The following is a 15,797-nucleotide window of genomic DNA, read 5'->3' on the forward strand; positions in this document are numbered from 1 at the left end:
GGCATGGCGCACCAGGACGGCAACAGCGACAGTGCGGCCCGCACCAGGGAAGCGGTGGTCGAGGCGGCGCTCGGCAAGCTCGACCTGGACACCAGGACCCGGCTGCTCGCCGGTCAGGACATGTGGTCCCTCCCGGCCCTGCCCGAGATCGGGCTGAAGTCCCTGGTCATGTCCGACGGCCCGATCGGTGTCCGGGGCGTCCGCTGGACCGCCGACGACCCCTCGATCGCCCTGCCGTCCCCGACCGCGCTGGCCGCGTCCTGGGACCCGGCCCTCGCCCGCCGCGCCGGCCGGCTCCTCGCCCAGGAGGCCCGCCGCAAGGGCGTCCACGTCCTTCTCGCGCCCACCGTCAATCTGCACCGCTCACCGCTCGGCGGCCGCCACTTCGAGGCGTACAGCGAGGACCCGTACCTCACCGGCGAGATCGGCACCGGCTATGTCCAGGGCGTCCAGGACGGCGGCGTCGGCACCACCGTCAAGCACTTCGTCGCCAACGACGCCGAGACCGACCGCTTCACCGTCGACAACAAGGTCGCCGCCCGACCGCTGCGCGAGCTCTACCTCGCGCCCTTCGAGGCCATCGTCAAGAACGCCCACCCCTGGGGCATCATGACCGCCTACAACCAGGTCAACGGCGTGACCATGACCGAGCACCACCACCTCGTCAACGAGGTCCTGCGCGGCGAATGGGGCTTCGACGGCGCCAACGTCTCCGACTGGATGGCCGCCCGCTCCACGCGGGGCGACATCGAGGGCGGCCTCGACATCGCCATGCCCGGCCCGCGGACCGTCTACGGCGAGGCGCTCGCCGCGGCCCTCCGCGCCGGGGAGGTCGAGGAGTCCGCGGTCGACACGGCCGTACGGAACGTGCTGCGGCTCGCCGCCCGCGTCGGCGCCCTGGAAGGCGCCCCGCCGGCCGTCACCGAGGGGGCGCGGACCTCAGGGACGGCGACGGACGGCGTCGCGCTGGCCCGGGAGATCGCCCGGCGCGGCTTCGTCCTCGTACGCAACGAGGGCGCCGCGCTCCCGCTGAAGAACGGCACCGTCGCCCTCTGCGGAGCCGCCGCCCGCGACGCCCGGGTCCTCGGCGGCGGCTCCGCCCAGGTCTTCCCCGACCACACCGTCTCCCCGCTCGACGGCCTCACCGCCGCCCTCCCCGAAGGCGCCCTGACCTTCTCGGTCGGCGCCGACCCCAGTGACGAACTCACCCCCGCCGACCAGGGCTTCTCCCTCCGCGCCGTCTGCCGCGGCGCCGACGGCACCGTCCTCGGCGAGGGCAGCCTGCCAGGCGGCCAGGTCCAGTGGATCGGCGACGACCTCCCGGCCGGCGTCACCCACGAGACCCTGTACTCCATCGAGGTCACCGGCACCTTCACCCCGCGCGAGTCCGGCGAGCACTCCTTCGGCACCCGCGGCCTCGGCGCCTTCACCCTCCGCGTCGGGGGCGAGACCGTCTTCGACGGCGTCCAGACGATGGGCCCGGAGACCGACCCCTTCGAGGCGTTCTTCGGCTCCCCGGTCGAGCGTGCCAAGGTCGCGCTCACGGCGGGCGAGTCCGTCGAGGTCTCCCTCCGCCACACCCTGGACAAGGAGTTCGCGCCCCCGCTGCCCGCGGTCATGTTCTCCTTCGTCCATCTCGGTCCGCGCCGCGACCCCGACGAACTGATCGCCGAAGCCGTCGAGGCCGCCCGCGCCGCCGACACCGCCGTCGTGGTCGTCGCCACCACCGAGCGCGTCGAGTCCGAGGGCTTCGACCGCAAGGACCTGGCGCTCCCCGGCCGTCAGGACGACCTCGTACGGGCCGTGGCCGCCGCCAACCCGAACACGGTCGTCGTGGTCAACGCCGGCTCCCCGGTCGAGATGCCCTGGCGCGAGGACGTCGCCGCGATCCTGCTCAGCTGGTTCCCCGGCCAGGAGGGCGGCGCCGCGCTCGCCGACGTCCTCACCGGCGCCGCCGAGCCCGGCGGCCGGCTCCCCACCACCTGGCCCGTCGCCCTCGCCGACGTCCCGGTCACCGAGGTCACCCCGACCGACGGCGAACTGGCCTACGAAGAAGGCGTGTTCATCGGCTACCGCGCCTGGGACAAGGCCGGCGCCACCCCCGCGTACGCCTTCGGCCACGGCCTCGGCTACACCACGTGGGTCTACGACTCCCTGGAGGTCACCCCGGCGTCGGCGAAGGTCCGGATCACCAACACCGGCACCCGCACCGGCCGCGAGGTCGTCCAGATCTACCTGGCGCCGGCGTCGGACCCGGTCGAGCGCCCGGCGCGCTGGCTGGCCGGCTTCGCCTCCGTCGAGGCGGAGGCCGGCGCGAGCGTCGAGGTCGACATCCCGCTGCCGCGCCGTGCCTTCGAGATCTGGGACGAGGAGAAGAACGACTGGGTCTTCGTCCCCGGGACGTACGAGGTCAGGGCCGCCCACTCGCTCACCGACGCGCGCCTCACGGCCACGCTGGAGGTCTGACCCCATGACCGGCGCCGGGGCGGAACCTGACATCCGCCCCGGCGCTTCAGCGCGTTCCGAAGCGGTACGTCGTCGTGGAGGCGTAGGTCTCGCCCGGCCGGAGCACCGTGGAGGGGAACTCCGGACGGTTCGGCGAATCCGGGAAGGCCTGCGCCTCCAGCGCGACCCCGCCCAGCTCCGGGTTCGCGTACACCTGCAGCCCCGGTTCGGTCGTCTCCACGGTCACCGTCCGCCCGGTCTCCGGCGCGTACAGCCCGGCGGCCGGACCCCCGCCGTCCAGGACGAAGTTGTGGTCGAGGAGGAGATCGAGCGCGCGCCCGGCGCGGAAGTCCAGCTCCGTGCCCGCGACCTCGGCGAACTCCCCGGTGGGGATGCCCGTCCCGTCGGTCGGCGTCCAGCGCGAGGCGGCCACCCGCAGCTCCTGGCCCGTCCCGCCGCCGAGATCCCAGTACGAGTGGTTCGTCAGCGCCACCACCGTCGGCGCGTCCGTCTCCGCCCGGTAGGCGATCCGCAGCGCCCCCTCGGCGTCGAGCGTGTACGTCACCGCGACCTCCAGACGGCCGGGGAAGCCCTCCTCGCCGTCCGGGCTCACCCGGGACAGCCGTACCCCGGACGCGACCTCCTCGGCGGCCCACACCCGCTTGTCGAAGCCGCGCTCACCGCCGTGCAGGCAGTTCGGCCCACCGTTGCGGGCCAGCCGGTACGTCGTCCCGTCCAGGACGAAGGAGCCGCCCGCGATCCGGTTGGCGTACCGCCCCACCAGGGCGCCGAAGTACGGCTCCGGACGCTTCAGGTACCCCTCCAGATCGGGGAAGCCCAGGACCACGTCACCCGGGACACCGTCCCGGTCCGGCGTCTCGACCGACTGGACGATGCCGCCGTACGTCAGCACCCGTACCCGCACCGTGCCCCGCTGGAGGGTCCAGCGCGTGACGTCCGTGCCGTCGACCGAACCGAAGGGTTCACTCGTGATCCTCATGATCCGGAACCCTACGCGGGCGGCTCGGCGGCCGTCACCTGCCGGTGGGCGATCTCCGCGAGCCGCGCCTGCCCGTCCCTGCTCGGGTGGAACCAGTCCCACGGGCTGAGCTGCCGGCCGTCGAAGCGGAAGCCGAACACCGCGCCGCCGTCGTACCGGCAGCGCCGGTCCATCGCGCAGACCTCCCGCAGGGCCGCGTTGTACGCCACCACCCGGTCGTGCACCAGGGTCCTGCGCCGCTCGGCCCGGGCGCTCAGGTCCTCCGCGTCGGCGAGCATCGAGGCGCAGAGGCCCAGCTTCCAGACCTGGCGGCCCATCGGGTTGTCCTTGCCCTGCGACCACAGCCGCTTCAGGTCCGGCACGCTCGACACGTACACCTGCGCATCGGGCGCCGCCGCCCACAGCCGGGTCAGCGCCGTCGCGAAGTCCGTACGGAACTCCTCGACCGGCGTCATCAGTTCGGCCCGGTCACGACAGGCGTCGTTCGCGCCCATCATCACCGCCACCAGCTCCGGCTTCCGCGCGGCGGCCCGCGCCATCTGCTCGGGGAGCTCCGCCATCCGCGCCCCGGTCCGTGCCAGGTTCCAGCTGCGCTCCGCCACACCGTCCCCGCCGATCAGCCGCAGCGCCAGGCTGTTGACCCCGGCGTCCGTGCCGGTCGCCCAGGAGACCTCCGGGCAGTCCGCCAGGACCGAGCAGGCGTCGAAGGCACGGGTGATGGAGTCGCCGACCGCCGCGACGGAGGCGGGGGAGCGGTCCCAGACGGGCGTGGGCGTCGGTGTCGGCTTCGGTGTGGGCGGGGCGGCGGCCCGGGAACCGGCCGCCTCACACCCCGTCAGGGTGCCCGCGCACAGCAGCAGTGCGGCCGCCGCGGAGGCGACGGCGGTGCGGAAACGTTCTCTGCCACGCATCCCTCGGCCCCTCCTCCGGCGTCCGTTCGGCGTCCTGGCGAGTGAAAGCTTGGTGTTCACCCGCCCCCGGACCGACCGTACGTCACCCCAAGGGCGGCGCGGCACGGTAGCTTTTCCCCCGTCGAACCAGAGGCACCTTTGCCAATCGGCTCCGGTAAATTACATCACGTCACATGCTGTCCCTTTTTCAGGGGTTTGCGAAGTTTTACTCCCGATGCTGTTTACTGAGGCCGCTGGGAAAGGCGAACCTCGTCCCACACTGGAGGTCCCGGTGACGACACGTGGAGTCCTGTACGTACACTCCGCACCGCGCGCGCTGTGCCCGCACGTCGAATGGGCGGTGGCGGGTGTCCTCGGTGCGAGAGTCCAGCTCGACTGGATCCGCCAGCCGGCGTCACCCGGCACCTGGAGAGCCGAGTTCTCCTGGCAGGGCGAGACCGGCACCGCCTCCAAGCTCGCTTCCGCGCTGCGCGGCTGGCAGATGCTCCGCTTCGAGGTCACCGCGGAACCCTGCCCCACCGCCGAGGGCGAGCGCTACAGCGCCACGCCGGAGCTGGGCATCTTCCACGCCGTCACCGGGATGCACGGCGACATCCTGATCCCGGAGGACCGTCTGCGCGCCGCACTGGCCCGCTCGGTGCGCGGCGAGACACAGCTCGAGGCGGAGGTCGCCAAGCTCCTCGGCAAGCCCTGGGACGACGAACTGGAGCCCTTCCGGTACGCCGGTGAGGGCGCCCCGGTGCGCTGGTTGCACCAGGTCGTCTGAGGGGGTCCGTACCGGGGCGCTCGCCCCGCAGCCGGACGGCACCGTCGGCATCTCGATGGACGGCGAACCGGCCGTCTTCGCCCTCCGCCGACACGCCGAAGGCCCACCCCGAACCGGGGCGGGCCTCACACGCTGGGCGACCGCGAGGTCAGACCGTGCGGAACGCCAGGACCACGTTGTGGCCGCCGAAGCCGAACGAGTTGTTGATCGCGGCGATCGTGCCCTGCGGCAGCTCACGCGGCTCGTCGCGGACGATGTCCGCGTCCACGTCCGGGTCCAGGTCGTCGACGTTGATCGTCGGCGGGGCCAGACGGTGGTGGAGCGCCAGGACCGTCGCGACGGTCTCGATGCCGCCCGCGCCGCCGAGGAGGTGACCCGTCATCGACTTCGTCGCGGAGATCGCGACGTGGTCCAGGTCCTCGCCCAGCACCTTGCGCAGCGCCTTGATCTCGGCGACGTCGCCCTGCGGCGTCGACGTGGCGTGCGCGTTGAGGTGGACGACCTCGGAGGGCTTGAGGTCCGTGGAGTCCAGCAGGTTCTGCATCGCGGCGGCGATACCCCGGCCGGTCGGCTCGGGCTGCGCGATGTGGTGGCTGTCGGCCGACAGACCCTGGCCCAGCACCTCGCAGTAGATGCGGGCGCCGCGCGCCTTGGCGTGCTCCTCGGACTCGAGGATCACCACGCCCGCGCCCTCGCCGAGCACGAAGCCGTCGCGGCCGGTGTCGTACGGACGCGAGGCCTTGGTCGGCTCGTCGTTGTTCTTGGACATCGCCATCATGTTGGCGAACGCGGCGATCGGCAGCGGGTGGATCGCCGCCTCCGTGCCGCCGGCCACGACCACGTCGGCCCGACCCGTACGGATCATCTCGACGGCGTAGCCGATCGCCTCGGCACCCGACGCGCACGCGGAGACCGGGGTGTGCACGCCCGCCCGGGCGTTCACCTCCAGGCCGACGTTGGCGGAGGGGCTGTTCGGCATGAGCATGGGCACGGTGTGCGGGGAGACACGGCGTACGCCCTTGTCCTTCAGCACGTCGTACTGGTCGAGCAGAGTCGTGACACCGCCGATGCCGGAGGCGATGACGGAACCGAGCCGCTCGGGCGCGATCTTGTCGTCCTCGCCGGCCGGGGCGGAGTAGCCCGCGTCGGCCCAGGCCTCACGGGCCGCGATCAGCGCGAACTGCGCCGAGCGGTCCAGCTTGCGGGCGAGCGGGCGGGGCAGAACGTCACCCGGGTCGACCGCGGCGAGCGCGGCGATCTGGACGGGCAGTTCGGCGAATCGTTCGCCCTCGAGAGGCTTGACGCCGGAGCGCCCCGCGATCAGACCTTCCCAGGTCGATGCGGAGTCGCCACCCAGCGGTGTGGTTGCGCCGATACCGGTGACGACCACGGTGCGATTGGTCGAGTTCACAGGAATTCTTTCTCCACGTGTGTGATGGTCGAAAAACGGCGCCACCGCCGGGTGGCTGACCGAGTCAGCAAGGGCCGAATCAGCCCTTCGAGATGCCGCCGTCCTGGTGCTTCAGGATGTAGTCGGTCGCGTCGCCGACCGTCTTGAGGTTCTTGACGTCCTCGTCCGGGATCTTGACGTCGAAGCGCTCTTCGGCGGCCACGACGACCTCGACCATGGACAGCGAGTCGACGTCCAGGTCGTCGGTGAAGGACTTGTCCAGCTGGACGTCCTCGACCGGAATGCCGGCGATCTCGTTCACGATCTCGGCGAGACCTTCGACGATCTCTTCCTGGGTGAAGGCCATGTCGGCGCTCCTTCTGTGATTGCTTCGGTGCTCGGTAAAGGGCTTCCGGAAAGATCCGGTGTGCCTAGGGGAGGGTAACGACCGTCGCGGCGTAGACGAGACCCGCCCCGAAGCCGATGACGAGCGCGGTGTCGCCGCTCTTCGCCTTCCCGGTCGCCAGAAGCCGCTCCATGGCGAGCGGAATCGAGGCGGCCGAGGTGTTGCCGGTGGTCTCGACGTCACGGGCGACCGTCACGTGCTCCGGCAGCTTCAGAGTCTTCACCATCGAGTCGATGATCCGCATGTTCGCCTGGTGCGGGATGAAGACGTCGAGGTCGTCCGCCGAGATGCCGGCGGCGTCCAGCGCCTGCTGGGCGACCTTCGCCATCTCGAAGACGGCCCAGCGGAAGACCGCCTGACCCTCCTGCGTGATGGCCGGGAACTTGATCTCGCCCTGCTCGTTGAGGGGGAGCTTCGAGACGTCGCCGACGTGGAACTCGTTCCACGGCACGGTCTGCTTGATCGTCTCCGACTTGTCACCCTCCGAACCCCAGACCGAGGGGCCGATGTGCGGCTCGTCGGAGGGGCCGACGACGACCGCGCCGGCGCCGTCGCCGAACAGGAAGGCCGTCGCGCGGTCCTCCAGGTCGGTCAGGTCGCTCAGCCGCTCGACGCCGATGACAAGGACGTACTCCGCCGAGCCCTCGACGATCATGCCCTTGGCGAGGGTGAGGCCGTAACCGAAGCCCGCGCAGCCGGCGGAGATGTCGAACGCGGCCGGCTTGCCGGCGCCGATCTTGTCGGCGATCTCGGTGGCGACGGCCGGGGTCTGCTTGAAGTGCGAGACCGTGGAGACGATCACGGCGCCGATCTGCTCCGGGTCGATCCCGGCGTCGGCGATGGCCTTGCCCGAGGCCTCGACCGACATGGCGGCCACGGTCTCCTCGGGGGAGGCCCAGTGGCGGGTGGCGATGCCGGAGCGCGAGCGGATCCACTCGTCGGACGAGTCGATCTTCTCGAGGATCACCTCGTTCGGCACGACACGGGTGGGGCGGTAGCCGCCGACACCCAGAATCCGTGCGTACGGGGCGCCCTTGCTGGGCTTGATCTTCGACATGCTTCTCTCGGCTCCTATCGGGCTGCTGAAACGTCGGCGATCAGCGTGCGGGCCGCGTCGAGGTCGTCGGGGGTCTTCAGGGCGACGGTGGGAACGCCCGGCAGCGCGCGCTTCGCGAGACCGGTCAGGGTGCCGCCCGGGCACACCTCGATCAGCGCGGTCGCGCCCAGAGCCTTGAAGGTCTCCATGCACAGGTCCCAGCGGACCGGGTTGGCGACCTGGCCGACGAGGCGGGAGACGACCTCGGAGCCGGTGGCGACGGTCTGCCCGTCCTTGTTGGAGACGTAACGCACCGTCGGGTCGGCGACGGTCAGCTCCTTCGCCGCCGCCTCCAGCGTCGCGACGGCGGGAGCCATGTGGTGCGTGTGGAACGCGCCGGCGACCTTGAGCGGGACGACCCGGCGGACACCCTCGGGCTTGTCCGCCTCCAGGGCGGCCAGCTGCTCCAGGGTGCCGGCGGCGACGATCTGGCCGGCGCCGTTGACGTTGGCCGGGGTCAGGCCGAGCTTCTCCAGGTGCGGGACGGTCACCTCGGGGTCGCCGCCGAGCAGCGCGGACATGCCCGTCTCGGTGATCGCGGCGGCCTCGGCCATCGCCAGGCCACGCGTCCGTACGAGATGTAGGGCGGCGGTGTCGTCGAGGACGCCGGCGAACGCGGCGGCGGTGATCTCGCCGACGCTGTGGCCCGCGACGGCGCCGGGGGCGACCGCGCCGAGCGCGGCGGCGGACAGCAGTCCGGCGGCCACGAGCAGCGGCTGGGCCACGGCGGTGTCACGGATCTCGTCCGCGTCCGCCTTCGTGCCGTAGTGGACGAGGTCGAGCCCGATGGCGTCGGACCAGGCCGCGAGGCGGTCGGCGGCACCGGGGAGTTCGAGCCAGGGAGTCAGGAAGCCGGGCGTCTGAGCGCCTTGGCCGGGAGCGACGAGTACGAGCACCCTCACACTCTCTCTTGGGGACGGCTCCCAGCGCCCGTGGGGACTAGGACGAAGAACCGTCAGGGGAATTGTCGGTGTTCCACAAAAGTCTAGAGCTGTGAATCTCCGTCGGCCAAGCGCCCCAGGATGAGCGCGATCCGCAGCGTGAAGGCGGAACGGACGTCGGAGGGTGACCAGCCGGTGACATCTGTCACACGTCGAAGCCGGTAGCGCACGGTGTTGGGGTGGACGAAGAGCATCCGCGCGGCACCTTCCAGGCTGCTCGCCTGCTCCAGGTAGACACTCAGAGTTTCCAGGAGCGCCGAGCCCGCTTCCTCCAGCGGTCTGTAGATCTCCTCCACCAGTTGCTCACGAGCCGACGGGTCCGACGCGATCGCGCGCTCCGGCAGCAGATCGTCCGCGAGGACCGGGCGCGGGGCGTCCTGCCAGGCGGAACACGCCTTGAGCCCGGCGGCGGCGGCCTGCGCGGAGCGCGTCGCGGCGAGCAGGTCGGGGACGACGGGGCCCGCGACGACCGGCCCGGCGGCGTACGGGCCGATCAGGGCCTTCGCGACCGCGAGCGGGTTGTCGTTGCCGCCGGCGATGACGACGAGCCGGTCGCCGAGGACGCCGGTGAGGACCTGGAGCTTGGCGTGCCGGGCGGCGCGGCGGATCGCCTCCACGGTCAGCTCGCTGTCGCCGTCGGGTGCGGTGCCGAGGACGACGCAGACGTGCTCGGGGGAGTTCCAGCCGAGGGCGGCGGCACGGGAGACGGCGCCCTCGTCGGCCTCGCCGGAGAGGACCGCGTTGACCACCAGGGACTCGAGCCGGGCGTCCCAGGCGCCGCGGGCCTCGGCGGCCTGGGCGTAGACCTGCGCGGTCGCGAAGGCGATCTCGCGGGCGTAGACGAGCAGGGCCTCGCGGAGGATGGACTCGTCACCGGGGGCGGCGACCTCCTCGATCGCCGTCTCCATGACCTCGATGGTGGTGCGGACCATCTCGACGGTCTGGCGCAGGGTGATGGCGCGGGTCAGCTCACGGGGCGCGGTGCCGAAGACGTCCGTGGAGATGGCCTGTGGGGTCTCCGGGTGCCGGAACCACTCGGTGAACGCGGCGATACCGGCCTGCGCGACCAGACCGATCCACGACCGGTTCTCGGGCGGCATCGCCCGGTACCACGGCAGCGTCTCGTCCATGCGCGCGATGGCGTTGGCGGCGAGCCGCCCGGAGGACTGTTCGAGGCGCTTCAGGGTCGCGGTGTGCGGGTGAGGAGTGTTCGTGGGTTCTGGCACGGGGACAAGACTGCCTTATCGGGACGGCCGGGTGCGGGGTCGGGGCCGTTTCCCCGGCCGGGGTGCCGCGCCCGGCGGCTACCGTTTCCCCGTGATTCGTATCCAACGCGCCGGCGACCGCTACCCCGGGGGTGATCCCGCCGCCGGGATCGAGACCCGGCACGCCTTCTCCTTCGGACGGCACTACGACCCCGACAACCTCCGCTTCGGCGCGATCCTCGCCTGCAACGAGGAGCGGCTCGCTCCCGGCGCCGGGTTCGCCGAGCATCCGCACAGCCACACCGAGATCGTCACGTGGGTCGTCGAGGGCGAGTTGACCCATCGTGACTCGGCCGGTCACACCACCGTCGTGCGCCCCGGTGACGTCCAGCGGCTCAGCTCGGCGGCGGGAGTGCGGCACGAGGAGCGCAACGACGGCGATGTGCCGCTGGTCTTCGTCCAGATGTGGCTCGCACCGCTGGAGACGGGGGGCGAGCCCTCGTACGAGATCGTGCGCGGCATCGCCGACTCCACCCCGTACGCGCTCCCGGAGGCGGCCTCGATGCTGCACGTCCGCCGCCTGGAGCCCGGCGAACGCACCGCCGTCCCGGACGCGGACCTCGTCTACGTCCACGTGGTGCGCGGCACGGCCCGCCTGTCCGGCGAGGAACTCACCCCGGGCGACGCGGCCCGCGTCACCTCGGCACAGGACCTCGCACTGATGGCCACCTCGGACGCGGAGATCCTGCTCTGGGAGATGCGGCCGGCCTGAGAGGCGGCGCGGCCGGTGCGGGGAACCGCTGCCCGCACGGCGGCCGGCCGAGCCGGTCCGGCCGCAGTCCGCACCGCGCATGCCTGAGCCGGTCCCGACACACACGACCACACCGCGCCCGCGCCGTACGCGTGCGCCCCGTACGAGGACCCTCCGCCTTGCGATCGCACGCACCAGACGCCGTGGGCCCCGCCCTGCGGGCAGACGGCGCTACTTTCCGGACACGGCCGAGTGGCCGGGCCCGCCCGCGCGTCCTGGTGGCCCGGCCCGGCTCCCTTCGCGGAGCGCACGCGCGTCAGCGAGCCACCGCGCCGCCGCGGGCCCGGCGCCTCGGGGGCAGGGGCCGGGCAGGCCCCTGCGTGGTCGCGCTCGCGTCAGCGAGCCATCGCGCTCTTCGCGCGCCACCGCTCCCACGGCACGTTCCACGCCCCGTAGCCGTTGCCCTCCGCCACCACGCCCTTCGTGTCCGCGCCGCGGATCTCGAAGGGGTCGCCCGGGCGGACCTGGGCGTAGAACCACGCGGCGTCGGCGTCGCTCATGCCGATGCAGCCCGAACTGCGGTTCGCCCGGCCGAAGTGCGCCGCGTTCCACGGCGCCGCGTGCGCGTACATGCCCGACCACGTCAGCCGCATCGAGGAGTCGACCATCTTGTCGTAGGCGTCGCCGAGCCCGACCGTCTCCGAGTTCATGTTGATCGTGCCCTCCTTCGCCATCAGCACCGCCGTGCCCCGCCACGACCGCTTGTCGCCGCCCGGCGTCCCGCCCGACACGGGGATCGTGCGCACCGCGCGCCCGTCCCGTTCCAGCACGAGCCGCTTGCGGTCCAGGTCGACCTTGACGACCTGCGCGGCGCCGACCGTGAAGCCCGTGCGGTAGTCCCGTACGAACCAGCCCCCGCCCGAGTCCGTCCCGTCGAGTGTCGCGTCCAGGTTCACGCGGGTCCCCGGCTTCCAGTAGTCCTTCGGCCGCCAGTCCACCCGGTCCTTGCCCGACCAGTCCTTCAGCCAGCCCCAGGACCCGACCGTGCCGTTCGACGTGGTCACCCTGAGCTGCTTCTCCACCTCTGCCTTGTGCGTCACCGGCCGGTCGAAGACGATCGACAGCGGCTGCCCGACACCGACCGTCGTGTTCTTCCCGGGCGCCAGCGTCAGCTTGTTGACCTGCGCGGCCTCGGCCGTCGTGAACGTCGAACGGGTCGTCGTCTCCTTCCCGCCGGCCGTACGGGCCGTCGCCTCCACGCGGTACGACGTGCCCGGCACCGCCTTGCGGTCCGAGACCCAGGGCGTCCCGCCGGACCCCGTACGCCCCGCCAGCACACCGCCCTCGGCGTCCACCACCTTCACCGCCGTCAGCGTGCCGCCGGTGGCCGTGACCGTCACCGTCCGGCCGGCCGCCGGGCTCACGACGGCCACCTTCGCCGGGCCCTCGGCCTGCTTGGCGGCATCGGCCGGGCCGGCGTCACGGGCCGCGCCCACCGCCCCCGACGAACAGGCGGTGAGCGCGCCGCAGAGGGCGACCGCCGCGAGCGTCTGGCGTATTCGGGTACGTCGGGTACGTACGGGCAACACGGAAGCCTCCGGAAAGGTATGGGATGCCCGGACTGTAGGACGCCGAAAGCACTCGGAACGCTTTGTGACAAGGGCTGCAGAGAAACGGTCATCGTCCGGTCACACACGACGCGCGGCGCGGTCAAGGACGGCTGTGAGCATCCTGTGCGCCCCCCCGACCGAGGGGGCGGATCAAGGAGGCTCACGTTGTGTCGGCTCTGCTCGTGACACCCGCGGCTCAGCACACCACCACCCGCCTGGAACAGGTCACCCCCGAGGCGTACCGTGCCTTCCTCGCGGGCAGCGGGTTCGGGCCCAGCTTCCTCCAACTCCCCTCCTGGGCGTCGGTCAAGGACGGCTGGCGGCACCAACTCCTCGGCTGGCGTACGGGAGACGGCCCGCTCACCGGTGGCGCCCTGGCCCTGCTCCGCCCGTTCCCCGGCACCCGCAAGTACTTCGCGTACCTCCCCGAAGGGCCCGTCGCCGACTGGTCCGACCCCGCCATCGACGGCTGGCTCACCCCACTGCTCCGGCACCTGAGGGCCGCCGGTGCCTTCGCCGTACGCATCGGGCCCTCGCCCGCCTTCCGCCGCTGGAACGCCGCCACCCTCAAGGCCCACACAGGCCCCGGCCGCCGCCTCGCCGACGTCCTCGCCGACGAGGTCGACCCGCTCGGCACCGCCGTCGCCGAACGCCTCCGAGCCCGCGGCTGGCGCCGCTGCGGCGGCGACTCCACCGGCGACTCCGACGGCGCCGACGCCCAGCCCCGCCACGTCTACCAGGTCCCGCTCGCCGGCCGGACCACCGACGACCTGTGGAGCGGCCTCAACCAGGAGTGGCGGCGCAACGTCCGCAGGGCCCGCACGTGCGGCGTCGAGGTCGTCGTCGGCTCGGCCGCCGACCTGCCCGAGTTCCACCGGCTCCTGCGGATCACCGAGGAGCGCGACGGCTTCCGGCTCGGCCGGTCCCTCGCGTACTACGAACGGCAGTACGCGGTCCTCAACGCCGAGGAGCCCGGGCGGATGCGGCTCTACCTCGCCCGCCACGAGGGCGAGACCCTCGCCGCCCACACCATGCTCACGGCGGGGCGGCGGGTCTGGTACCAGACCGGCGCGTCCGCCGACCACCGCCGCGAGGTCCGCCCCTCCAACGCCCTGCAGTGGCGGATGATGCTCGACGCCCATGCCGCCGGGGCCGACGTCTACGACATGCGCGGGATACCCTCCACCCTTGATCCGGACGACCGCGCCCACGGTCTGCTGCGCTGGAAGCTCGGCACGGGCGGACAGGCCGTCGAGACGCTGGGGGAGTGGGAGACACCGTTGGACGGCACGACGAACCACACGCTGTACCGGGCGTTCCAGGCGTACATGGCGCGCCGATGACGGCGACGGCCCTCGTCGAGCCGAAGCGGCGCACGCCGTCCGTGCTGCGCAGCGGCGCGCTGATGGCCGCCGGGTCGCTGGTCTCGCGCGCCACCGGTTTCGTCCGCTCGGCGATCGTCGCCGCGGCCCTCGGCGCCGGGGCGATCGCCGACGGCTACGCGGTCGGGAACTCGATCCCCACCATCGTCTACATGCTGCTCCTGGGCGGCGCCCTCAACGCGGTCTTCGTGCCCGAACTGGTCAAAGCCGCCAAGGAACACGAGGACGGGGGCGTCGCCTTCACCGATCGTCTCCTGACGGCCTGCGTCCTCGCCCTGCTGGTGCTCGCGGCGGGCGCGGTGCTCGCGGCGCCCGCGATCGTCGACGCGTACACCGACTACACCGGCGCGCAGCGGTCGATGACGGCCGCCTTCGCCCGGTACTGCCTGCCGCAGATCTTCTTCCTCGGGCTCTTCACCCTGCTCGGGCAGGTGCTGAACGCGCGGGGCCGGTTCGGCGCGATGATGTGGACGCCGGTCCTCAACAACGTCGTCGTCATCGCCGTCTTCGCGCTGTACCTGGCGACCGCCGACGGCGGAGAGCTGACCGGCCGGGAGACGGCACTGCTCGGCTGGGGCACGACGGCGGGCATCGCCCTCCAGGCCCTCGCACTCGTCCCGTCCCTGCGCGCCGCCGGCTTCCGCTGGCGCCCGCGCCTCGACTGGCGGGACGCCGGGCTCACGGCACCGCTGCGGTCGGCCGGGTGGCTGGTGCTGCTGGTCCTCACCAACCAGGCGGCGTACTGGGTGACGACGAAGCTGGCGACGGCGGCGGGCCTGCGGGCCGAGGAGCTGGGCGCCGGCGGGGGCTTCGGCTTCGCCGCGTACAACAACGCGTATCTGCTGTGGGCCGTGCCGCACGGCATCGTCACCGTCTCCCTGGTGACCGCCCTGCTGCCCCGGATGAGCGGGGCGGCGGCCGACGGCGACCTGGCGAAAGTGCGCGGGGACGTGTCGTACGCGCTCCGGAACAGCGCGGCGGCCGTCGTACCGGCGGCCTGCGCGCTGTTCGCGCTGGCGGTGCCGCTGATGGGGGTGGTCTTCCAGTACGGCAGGACCGACGCGGGCGACATCCGGGCGATGGCCTGGATCCTGATGGCCTTCGCCCCCGGCCTCGTCGCGCTCTCGGGCCAGTACGTCTGCACCCGCGCCTTCTACGCCCTGCGCGACACCCGCACCCCGTTCCTGCTCAACCTGGTGATCGCCGGCCTCAACGCGGGCCTGTCGCTGGCCGCGTACGCGCTCCTCCCGCCGACCTGGGCGGTGGCGGGCATGGCGGGCGCGTACTCGGTGGCGCTGTGGGCGGGCTGGGCGGTGACGGCGTACGCGCTGCGACGACGGCTGGGGGGTGCGGGGGATGCGCGGGGTGCGCGGGGTGCGGGTGGTTCGGGCGGCGCGGCGGATGCGCGGGGTGCGCGGGGCGCGGGTGGTGCCGGGGATGCGGCCGCCTCAGGCCCGGACGCGGGCCAGGCGCCCGGCCCGGGCCTGCCCGCCACCGCGGACCGGTCCGACTCCGGTGCGGTCGGCACCTCGGGCCGGTCCGACTTCGGTGCGGTCGGCACCTCGGGCCGGTCCGACTTCGGTGCGGTCGGCACCCCGGGCCGGTCCGACTCCCGCGCGGCCGACCGCCCAGCCGGGCCGACCGTGCCCGGGCAGGCCGACGGGGCATCGGGTCCGTCGGGTCCGTCGGGACCCGCCGGCCCGGACGCGTACGTCGCGTCCGGCGCGGCCTCCGCTCTCGCGCGGCTGCTCGTGGCAGCCGTGCCCGCCGCCGGGTGCGGTCTCTTCGTCGCCGACGCGACCGCCCCGACCGGGGCCCTTCCGGCGGGTGCGGCCGGCGGCCTCGTCATCCTGGCCGTCTTCTGCCTCCTGGCCCGCCCGCTCCGACTCACGGA

Annotated in this window: 12 protein-coding genes and 1 pseudogene; 5 read left to right on the forward strand and 8 right to left on the reverse strand. The window is 72.8% G+C overall.

The window, feature by feature from the left end:
• The first annotated feature begins 3 nt into the window (after positions 1–3).
• Positions 4–2,466, forward strand: coding sequence for a glycoside hydrolase family 3 protein (locus ACFYV5_RS33695; protein WP_389175071.1), 2,463 nt, complete (start codon positions 4–6; stop codon positions 2,464–2,466).
• Positions 2,467–2,512: 46 nt separating this feature from the next.
• On the opposite strand, the gene ACFYV5_RS33700 is transcribed toward ACFYV5_RS33695, so the two are convergent.
• Together ACFYV5_RS33700 and ACFYV5_RS33705 are read right to left on the reverse strand one after the other, a co-directional pair.
• A complete protein-coding gene (locus ACFYV5_RS33700; protein WP_389175074.1) occupies positions 2,513–3,445 on the reverse strand; it encodes an aldose epimerase family protein in 933 nt (310 codons plus the stop codon).
• Between the two features lie 11 nt (positions 3,446–3,456).
• Positions 3,457–4,356, reverse strand: a complete 900-nt coding sequence (locus tag ACFYV5_RS33705) for an SGNH/GDSL hydrolase family protein (RefSeq protein ID WP_389175077.1) — start codon at positions 4,354–4,356, stop codon at positions 3,457–3,459.
• 271 nt (positions 4,357–4,627) lie between these two features.
• Between ACFYV5_RS33705 and ACFYV5_RS33710 the strand changes: the two genes are divergently transcribed.
• Positions 4,628–5,122, forward strand: coding sequence for a DUF3145 domain-containing protein (locus ACFYV5_RS33710; protein ID WP_355108533.1), 495 nt, complete (start codon positions 4,628–4,630; stop codon positions 5,120–5,122).
• A 148-nt stretch (positions 5,123–5,270) separates the two neighbouring features.
• Here ACFYV5_RS33710 and fabF read toward each other — a convergent pair whose 3' ends face one another.
• From fabF to fasR, 5 genes are all read right to left on the reverse strand, one after another.
• Positions 5,271–6,533 (reverse strand): beta-ketoacyl-ACP synthase II, encoded by a 1,263-nt coding sequence (gene fabF / locus ACFYV5_RS33715; protein ID WP_389175081.1) that lies wholly within the window; start codon positions 6,531–6,533, stop codon positions 5,271–5,273.
• A 79-nt stretch (positions 6,534–6,612) separates the two neighbouring features.
• The gene (locus tag ACFYV5_RS33720) at positions 6,613–6,879 is read right to left on the reverse strand and encodes an acyl carrier protein (protein ID WP_355108537.1); all 267 of its coding nucleotides are present in this window, start codon (positions 6,877–6,879) and stop codon (positions 6,613–6,615) included.
• A gap of 64 nt (positions 6,880–6,943) precedes the next feature.
• Positions 6,944–7,975: a ketoacyl-ACP synthase III gene (locus ACFYV5_RS33725; RefSeq protein ID WP_389175084.1), complete on the reverse strand. Its 1,032-nt coding sequence runs from the start codon at positions 7,973–7,975 to the stop codon at positions 6,944–6,946.
• A gap of 14 nt (positions 7,976–7,989) precedes the next feature.
• Complete coding sequence (locus ACFYV5_RS33730; protein WP_389175087.1) at positions 7,990–8,910, reverse strand: ACP S-malonyltransferase; 921 nt, start codon at positions 8,908–8,910, stop codon at positions 7,990–7,992.
• 89 nt (positions 8,911–8,999) lie between these two features.
• The gene (gene fasR / locus ACFYV5_RS33735; RefSeq protein ID WP_355108543.1) at positions 9,000–10,181 is read right to left on the reverse strand and encodes a fatty acid biosynthesis transcriptional regulator FasR; all 1,182 of its coding nucleotides are present in this window, start codon (positions 10,179–10,181) and stop codon (positions 9,000–9,002) included.
• A 91-nt stretch (positions 10,182–10,272) separates the two neighbouring features.
• On the opposite strand from fasR, the gene ACFYV5_RS33740 reads away from it, so the two are divergent.
• Positions 10,273–10,932: a pirin family protein gene (locus ACFYV5_RS33740; protein ID WP_389175090.1), complete on the forward strand. Its 660-nt coding sequence runs from the start codon at positions 10,273–10,275 to the stop codon at positions 10,930–10,932.
• 374 nt (positions 10,933–11,306) lie between these two features.
• On the opposite strand, the gene ACFYV5_RS33745 is transcribed toward ACFYV5_RS33740, so the two are convergent.
• Complete coding sequence (locus ACFYV5_RS33745) at positions 11,307–12,500, reverse strand: Ig-like domain-containing protein (RefSeq protein ID WP_389175093.1); 1,194 nt, start codon at positions 12,498–12,500, stop codon at positions 11,307–11,309.
• Between the two features lie 188 nt (positions 12,501–12,688).
• Between ACFYV5_RS33745 and ACFYV5_RS33750 the strand changes: the two genes are divergently transcribed.
• Together ACFYV5_RS33750 and murJ are read left to right on the forward strand one after the other, a co-directional pair.
• On the forward strand, positions 12,689–13,864 hold the full coding sequence (locus ACFYV5_RS33750) for a lipid II:glycine glycyltransferase FemX (RefSeq protein ID WP_389175096.1): 1,176 nt from the start codon (positions 12,689–12,691) through the stop codon (positions 13,862–13,864).
• A pseudogene (murJ, locus tag ACFYV5_RS33755) lies at positions 13,861–15,357 on the forward strand (murein biosynthesis integral membrane protein MurJ); the annotation flags it as partial. The gene ACFYV5_RS33750 and the pseudogene murJ, both read left to right, overlap by 4 nt.
• Positions 15,358–15,797 lie beyond the last annotated feature (440 nt).

The organism is Streptomyces sp. NPDC003035 (assembly GCF_042888285.1).
Classification (GTDB): Bacteria; Actinomycetota; Actinomycetes; order Streptomycetales; family Streptomycetaceae; genus Streptomyces.

Excerpts from the sequence above, each read along its gene's own strand:
- ACFYV5_RS33705 (WP_389175077.1), bottom strand. The coding sequence starts at position 4,356 with ATGCGTGGCAGAGAACGTTTCCGCACCGCCGTCGCCTCCGCGGCGGCC.
- ACFYV5_RS33725 (WP_389175084.1), bottom strand. The coding sequence starts at position 7,975 with ATGTCGAAGATCAAGCCCAGCAAGGGCGCCCCGTACGCACGGATTCTG.
- ACFYV5_RS33720 (WP_355108537.1), bottom strand. The coding sequence starts at position 6,879 with ATGGCCTTCACCCAGGAAGAGATCGTCGAAGGTCTCGCCGAGATCGTG.
- ACFYV5_RS33700 (WP_389175074.1), bottom strand. The coding sequence starts at position 3,445 with ATGAGGATCACGAGTGAACCCTTCGGTTCGGTCGACGGCACGGACGTC.
- ACFYV5_RS33695 (WP_389175071.1), top strand. The coding sequence starts at position 4 with ATGGCGCACCAGGACGGCAACAGCGACAGTGCGGCCCGCACCAGGGAA.